This window comes from Pseudomonas sp. (assembly GCF_030684895.1).
In the GTDB taxonomy this organism is placed as follows: domain Bacteria; phylum Pseudomonadota; class Gammaproteobacteria; order Pseudomonadales; family Pseudomonadaceae; genus Aquipseudomonas.
The window spans coordinates 1-7,763 of record NZ_JAUXXP010000087.1; the positions used below are offsets into that span (position 1 = coordinate 1).

A 7,763-nucleotide genomic window follows, 5' to 3' on the forward strand; every position below is an offset into this window, starting at 1 on the left:
GAGGATCTTCAGCAGGCCTTTGGAGATGCCTTTGCGGTAGTGCTTGAACACTTCATACAGATCGCCCAGCACTTCGCCGGTGCGGATCAGGTCGCCCAGCACTTCGTATGCAAGGAACGGGTAGACCGCCGACGCGCCAAAGCCGAGCAGCACCGCATAGTGATGCGGATCGCGGGCAGTCGCGGTCTCGACCAGGATGTTGCAGTCGCAGCGCAGGCCTTTTTCGGTCAGGCGGTGGTGAATTGCACCAGTGACCAGCGAGGCGTGAGCCGGCAGCTTGCCCGGGGCGATATGACGGTCAGACAGAACCAGCAGCACCTTACCGGCGCGCACCGCTTCCTCAGCCTGATCGGCCATATTGCGTACGGCGGCTTCCAAGCCAAGCGACTCGTCGTAGTTCATGTCGATCAGCTGACGCTCGAAGCCTGGGCGATCCAGGTTCATCAATGCGCGCCATTTGGCCGGCGAAATCACCGGACTGCTGAGAATCACCCGTGCGGCGTGCTCGGGCGACTCTTCGAAGATATTGCGCTCGGCACCGAGGCAGATCTCCAGCGACATGACGATGGCTTCACGCAGCGGGTCGATCGGCGGGTTGGTAACCTGGGCGAACTGCTGGCGGAAGTAGTCGTACGGCGAGCGCACGCGCTGGCTGAGCACCGCCATCGGCGTGTCGTCACCCATGGAGCCGACCGCTTCCTGGCCCTGTTCGCCCAACGGACGCAGCACCTGATCACGCTCCTCGAAGGTGACCTGGTACATCTTCATGTACTGCTTGAGCTGGTCAACGTCGTAGAACGCCGAACCGTGGTCGCGGTCTTCCAGGGTTGCCTGAATGCGCTGGGCACTCTTGCGCATCCACTGCTTGTAGGGATGACGCGACTTCAGACGGTTGTCGATGTCGTCGCTGCCGAGGATCTGCCCGGTTTCGGTGTCCACCGCCAGGATTTGCCCCGGGCCGACGCGGCCCTTGGCCAATACGTCCTCGGGTGCGTAGTTCCACACGCCGATTTCCGAGGCCAGGGTAATGTAGCCATTTTTGGTGGTAACCCAGCGCGCCGGACGCAGACCGTTACGGTCGAGCAGGCACACGGCATGGCGACCATCGGTGAGTACCACACCGGCCGGACCATCCCAGGGTTCCATGTGCATGGAGTTGTATTCGTAGAACGCGCGCAGGTCGGCGTCCATCGTTTCAACGTTCTGCCACGCCGGCGGAATGATCATGCGCACGCCACGGAACAGGTCGATGCCGCCGGTGACCATCAGTTCCAGCATGTTGTCCATGCTCGAGGAGTCGGAGCCCACGCGATTGACCAGCGGGCCGAGCTCTTCCAGATCGAAGATTTGGTCGTTGGCGAATTTCAGGCGACGGGCCTGCGCCCAGTTGCGGTTACCGGTGATGGTGTTGATTTCACCGTTGTGCGCCAGGAAGCGAAACGGCTGAGCCAGCGGCCACTTCGGCAGGGTGTTGGTGGAGAAGCGCTGGTGGAACACGCAAATGGCGGTCTGCAGACGCTCGTCACCCAGGTCCGGGTAGAACTGCTGCAGGTCGGCCGGCATCATCAGGCCTTTGTAGATGATGGTCTTGTGCGAAAAGCTGCAGATGTAGTGATCGCTGTCAGCGGCGTTGGCCACCGAGGAGCGACGACGGGCGCTGAACAGCTTGATCGCGAATTCCTGATCGGACAGGCCTTCACCACCAATAAACACCTGTTCGATCTGCGGCAGGCGCTCAAGCGCCAGACGGCCGAGCACGCTGGTGTCGATTGGCACTTTGCGCCAGCCGACCAAGCTCAGGCCAGCCGCGAGAATCTCGCGATTCATGTTTTCGCGGGCCGCTTCAGCCTTCACTGGATCTTGGTTGAGGAACACCATGCCGACGGCGTACTGCTTAGGCAGCTCGACGGCAAAGTGCTGCTGGGCCATGGCCCGCAGGAAAGCATCAGGCTTCTGGATCAGCAGACCGCAACCGTCACCGGTCTTACCGTCGGCGTTGATCCCGCCACGGTGGGTCATGCATGTCAGGGCTTCAATCGCGGTCTGCAGCAGGTGATGGCTAGCCTCACCCTGCATATGGGCGATAAGGCCGAAGCCGCAGTTATCCTTGAACTCATCAGGACGGTACAAACCTGCTTTCATAGGGACTCTCACCAGACGGCCTATCACAAGGCAATTACTTTCTAATTCAACCACTTACCATGCGCGCAGGGCTAAGCCCCAGCTTTGCGCAGGCGAAAGGGCAGTCATTGTACATACCCACCTAGGCCGTCACAAATCTTAGTGACGAAGCCTTGAAAAAATATGTCGCTAAAACGAAGGATAAGACCGGAAGGTCGTGGTAGCGACCGACCGGTCAGCGCAAGCGCTGAAGTGTATCAGCTAGCGCGCCTGGGCAATCTCTTGCTGAATGCCAGCAAAGTTACGCGGCCAGGGCTTACCAGCCTGCACCTTGGCAGGCAATGTGCGCAAGGCAGCTTGCGCCGCATCACGCGTGGCAAAGCTGCCATAGGTCACCACATAAAGCGGCTTACCCTGATGCTGCTTCTTGAAATAGCGGTAATCCGCGCCATTGGCGTTTACAAAAGCCTGCGCACCGCTTTCCAACCGAGCCCCGAGTATCTGCAAGGTAAAATGCGAGCCCGCCTGCGCGGCATACCAATCGCCACCAGCAGCAGGCTTGACCGCAGCAGCCGGCGCTTGCGGCTTAGCTGGCGGCGGCACCGCAGCCGCCACTGGCGCAACCGGCTTGACTACCGGCGCGGCAGGCGGAGCAACCACAGGCGCCACCTTGACTGGCGCAGGCACCACAGGTGCAACCGGTACATTCACCGACACAGCCGGCTCAGGTGCGATATCCGCAGCACCTGACGCACCCGTAGCGTCAGCCTCTTCGGCGCCACTCAAACCAGCCGCCTGCGCCAAAGGCTCACGAATAACGGGCTGCGCTTCACCCACCAAAGGCAACGGCAGTGGCTGATTGGCGCCCTCGAACTGGATTGCCGGCGCAACCGCAGGAACGGCAGGAGCAGCCGCCCCCGCAACCAGCGCAGGTGGAGTAGCTTCACCAAGCGGCAACTGTGCAATCACAGGCGCATCTACATTCTCAACCACTCGCCCTTGCATAAACCAGGCGGCCAGCACACCGATAGCCACCACACAGAGAGCCAGCAAATGCTTGCGCGGCAAGTTGAAAGAAAAACCACCACGGTTAGCCGCACCGCGCTGCGCCAACATCGCCTCAACCAACGACTCGCGCGCAACCTGATTGATTACACCCGGCCAACCGGCAGATTGCTCATGAATATCTGCAACCTGCTCATCGCTGAGAACCTCAATACCCTGCCCCGCCCCCTCGAGACGCTGAGCCAAATACTCACGCGTTTCGTCTTCGCTATACGACTGCAGCTCGATGACATGAAAGCACTCACCACCCGCTGCCACATGCTCAAGGCGCGGCAGCAACTGCGAATCAGCAAACAGAAAAACATGAGGGCGACCCTCTGCATTGCCGACCGCCAGACTCAGCAAGCTGGTCAGCGCCGCATCACTGAGATCTTCAGCATCATCCACCAGCACATAGACTTCCTGCCCGGTCAGCGCTAATTGCCCAACCTGCGCCAGAATGGCCGGCAACTCCGGCCGCTGCACCTGCAGCCCCTGCGCGACCTGGCGCAGAATACTCGCCGGATCAGCAGCCCCCTTGGCGGACACCACCACACTCTGCACCGCCTGCTTATTGGTACTGGCTACCAGCGCCTGGCGCAGCAGGGTTTTGCCACTGCCTTCAGGGCCACTGACCACCAATAGCAACTGGCTGTAGCGCGCCAGGTGATGCAACTGACCCAGCACCGGCTTGCGCTGCGCCGGAAAGAACTTGAACCCCGGTACCCGCGAAGCAAAGGGGTCGTGAGTGAAGTGGTAATGATCGAGAAACGCCTCGTCAGCATGCAGACTTGTCATGGGACACTCGTTAATTTTTAAGCTGAGCCAGCTGCGCCGCATAATCTGCGCTCAGCGTGGCATTCAAAATTTCCCGGGGAAAATCACCGGTTACAACCGCCTCACCCAAGCCGCGCAACAACACCAGGCGCAGCTTGCCATCGAGAACCTTCTTGTCGACCGCCATATGCTCCATAAAGTCCTCAGGAGTCATATCCTCAGGAGGAGTAACCGGCAAGCCTGCGGCAATAAACAAGCGAACGGCACGCTCACGCTCAGCCGCGCTGACCCAACCCAGGCGCGCGGACATATCCAGCGCCATAACGGTGCCAGCCGCAACCGCCTCACCATGCAGCCAGGCACCATAGCCCTGATGCGTTTCGATGGCATGGCCGAAGGTGTGCCCAAGATTCAACGTAGCGCGCACACCCGACTCACGCTCATCAGCCGCGACAACGCGAGCCTTGGCCGCACATGAATGAGCAATCGCCGCAGTCAGGGCCTCCTGATCGAGGGCACGCAATGCAGGCATATGCTCCTCAAGCCAGGACAGGAATGGCTCATCGCAAATCAAACCGTACTTGATCACCTCGGCCAAACCAGCAGACAACTCACGAGCCGGCAAGGTAGCCAGCGTGGCGGTATCGATCAACACGGCTTGCGGCTGGTAGAAGGCCCCCACCATATTTTTACCCAGCGGGTGGTTGATCCCGGTTTTGCCACCCACCGATGAGTCGACCTGCGACAGCAGCGTGGTTGGTACTTGGATAAAGTTCACGCCGCGCTGGTAACACGAGGCGGCAAACCCCGCCATATCACCGATTACACCACCGCCCAAAGCAATGACCGTAGTGCGACGGTCATGCCGCGCGCCCAGCAACCCATCAAAAACCAGCTGCAGGGTTTCCCAGGTTTTATAACTCTCACCATCAGGCAACACCACAGAGGTAATGGCATAGCCTGCGAGCGAGCGCTCAAGCGCAGCAAGATAAAGGGGAGCAACTGTCTCATTGGTTACTATCGCGACTTGTCGACCGACAATGTGAGCCGCCAGCAAATCATCACGAGCCAACAGCTCGGCACCGATATAGATCGGATAGCTGCGTTCACCAAGATCGACATGAAGAGTCTGCATAAAGCCCCCAGGTTACAAAGGGGCCTAGGATAGCGCAGTTCAGCCTGCGCTTTAACGGGGAGAAAGCGCCTCAAGACGCTCAAGGATTTCTTGAACCACCAGACGAGGCGGACGCTCATCGGTTTCGACCACTACATCAGCGATTTCACGGTAAAGCGGATCACGAGCCGCCAACAGTTCAGCCAGAACCTTACCCGGATCCGCTGCACGCAACAGCGGACGATTGCGATCACGCGAAGTACGATCAACCTGCTGCTCAACAGACGCATGCAGATAGACCACATGACCACCCCGCCTGAGGGCAATACGGTTTTCGGCGCGCATAACCGCGCCGCCACCAGTGGCCAAGACCATACCGTCAACATCACAAAGCTCTGCGATTACCGCCTGCTCACGCTCACGAAACCCCTGCTCACCCTCAACATCAAAGATCCAAGGAATATCCGCACCCGTGCGCTGCTCAATCTCTTTGTCAGAGTCTTTGAACGGCAACCGCAACTCTTTAGCAAGCAAACGCCCGATGGTGCTTTTACCAGCCCCCATCGGGCCAACAAGGATCAAATTCCGCACTGAATCAACGACTCACCGCGATGGCTTGATTATTCATTATACGTGGAGTCAAGAAAATCAAGAGCTCTGACTTCTTATCCTCAACCGTGTCGCGCCTGAAAACACGCCCAACAAAGGGTAAGTCCCCCAAAAACGGGACCTTATCAACAGATTTAGTTTGTGTATTTGAGAAAACACCGCCAATAACAATGGTTTCACCATCATTCACCAAGACTTTAGCATTCACCTCATTCTTTTTAATCGGCGGAACACCCAATAACGCATTAGCATAATCAGGCTCATCCTTATTCACCTTAACCTCCATAATAACCCTGTTATCCGGAGTTATCTGCGGTGTAACCTCAAGCGACAATGCGGCCTCTTTGAACGATACTGTTGCAGCACCACTTGAACTTGCCTCAAGGTATGGAACTTCAGATCCTTTCAGGATCTTGGCAGTTTCCTTGTCCGATGTCACAACCTTAGGCTGGGAAACAACCTCTCCACTACCACTTTTCTCCATAGCAGTTAGCTCAAGATCAAGAACTGTATTATTAGTTACAAACCCGATACCAATACCAGCAAATCGGTTAGCAACTCCCAAATCGACAAAAGGCACGTTTGGACCTATTGGGGTTGTTGCACTTCCAAGATTGCCACTCTCATCACCCTTATCATCATTACCATAAGCAGTCCACTTGCTGTTTCCTGACAAGTTAGTAGACCCACCCCAACGCACACCTAAGCTCTTGTCATAACCGACATCAGCCTCAACGATACGCGCCTCAATCATCACCTGGCGCACTGCAACATCTAACTGAGATACAATACGGCGCAACTCATCTAATCTATCTTGGGTTTGATGCGCAATGATACTATTGGTTCTATCGTCGACAGCAATGGAGCCTCGATCTTCCAAGGCTCCACTAGCACCTCCACCACTACTCGCCGCACCACCTGTTACTGACTGGAATAGCTTAGCAATATCAGACGCCTTGGCATAGTTAACCTGAATTAACTCGCGACGAAGAGGCGCAAGCTCAGCTATTTGCTTTTGAGCCTCAAGCTCCTGCCGCTCACGAGCCGCAATCTCATCAGCAGGAGCAACAAGCAACACATTACCTATTTTGCGCTTATCAAGCCCCTTTGTTTTAAGAACCAAGTCCAAGGCCTGATCCCAAGGAACATTCTGCAAGCGCAGGGTTATATTACCCGCAACAGTATCACTAGCAACTAGGTTAAGATCAGTAAAATCAGCAATCAGTTGAAGAACCGAGCGAACATCTATATCTTGAAAATTCAGAGATAATTTTTCACCAGTATAAGAAAAACTTTCTGCCTTGCGTTTATCCGCCTCAACCTGCGTTAACGGTTTAACGCTAATAGTCAGCTTATTATCCGCCTGATATGCCAAATAGTCGTACACTCCAAACGGCTCAATGACAATACTGACCTTACCTGCAGAGCCCGCAGCACTGACAAACTGAACTGGCGTAGCAAAGTCTTTAACATCAAGTTTTACCCGCAAAGCCTCGGGCAAGTTTGTCTTTGGGAAATCGAGGCGAATTTTACCACCCTGATCCTGTATATCAGGAGTTATGGACGCATCAGACAATGTAATAACAACATTACCTTCGCCAAGCTCGCCACGCTGAAAATCGATACCACCAATTTCTCGGACATGCTTGACCTGTTGCTTGACTGACGCCGCCACTGGAACGGCTACAGGTCCGCTGCTAGATATTGCAGCCCCCTCCCCCAAAATAACGAAAAGGTTATTGCCCTCGGCACGAGTTTGGTAGGGCGCGAGATTTGTCAGATTAATAATGAGCCGAGTGCGGTCCTTAGCCTCAACTACAGTAACACTACGCGCATTACCGACACCCAACTCACGGTTTTTGACACCTGATTTATTCGAAACACCTGGTAGGTCTAATGCAATTCGGGCGGGCTGTTCAATTGTGTATCCGCGCGGAGCAAGAACCGGCTCATCGAAGGTCAACTTCAATTCAACTCGATCACCAGGCAATGCAGCAACGTCCATTGCCTGCAAATTGGACGCCAAAATTGAAGGCGATAAAAAAACAGCTATGAACGAGAGCCCTATACATGAAATGTAATTTTTCATAATTAAATT

5 protein-coding genes are annotated in these 7,763 nt (G+C 55.7%); all 5 read right to left on the reverse strand.

Translation table 11 applies throughout. From position 1 onward, the window contains the following. The coding region (gene gltB, locus Q8M42_RS19255) for a glutamate synthase large subunit (RefSeq protein ID WP_305285328.1) at positions 1-2,142 on the reverse strand (2,142 nt) is incomplete at its 3' end. A 240-nt stretch (positions 2,143-2,382) separates the two neighbouring features. Continuing rightward, positions 2,383-3,963, reverse strand: coding sequence for an AAA family ATPase (locus Q8M42_RS19260; protein ID WP_304863897.1), 1,581 nt, complete (start codon positions 3,961-3,963; stop codon positions 2,383-2,385). A gap of 10 nt (positions 3,964-3,973) precedes the next feature. Continuing rightward, positions 3,974-5,077: a 3-dehydroquinate synthase gene (gene aroB / locus Q8M42_RS19265; RefSeq protein ID WP_304863895.1), complete on the reverse strand. Its 1,104-nt coding sequence runs from the start codon at positions 5,075-5,077 to the stop codon at positions 3,974-3,976. 51 nt (positions 5,078-5,128) lie between these two features. Further along, positions 5,129-5,647, reverse strand: a complete 519-nt coding sequence (aroK, locus tag Q8M42_RS19270) for a shikimate kinase AroK (protein WP_304863893.1) — start codon at positions 5,645-5,647, stop codon at positions 5,129-5,131. 4 nt (positions 5,648-5,651) lie between these two features. Next, a complete protein-coding gene (pilQ, locus tag Q8M42_RS19275; protein WP_305285332.1) occupies positions 5,652-7,754 on the reverse strand; it encodes a type IV pilus secretin PilQ in 2,103 nt (700 codons plus the stop codon). Between the last annotated feature and the right edge of the window lie 9 nt (positions 7,755-7,763).

Excerpts from the sequence above, each read along its gene's own strand:
- Q8M42_RS19260 (WP_304863897.1), bottom strand. The coding sequence starts at position 3,963 with ATGACAAGTCTGCATGCTGACGAGGCGTTTCTCGATCATTACCACTTC.
- aroB (WP_304863895.1), bottom strand. The coding sequence starts at position 5,077 with ATGCAGACTCTTCATGTCGATCTTGGTGAACGCAGCTATCCGATCTAT.
- pilQ (WP_305285332.1), bottom strand. The coding sequence starts at position 7,754 with ATGAAAAATTACATTTCATGTATAGGGCTCTCGTTCATAGCTGTTTTT.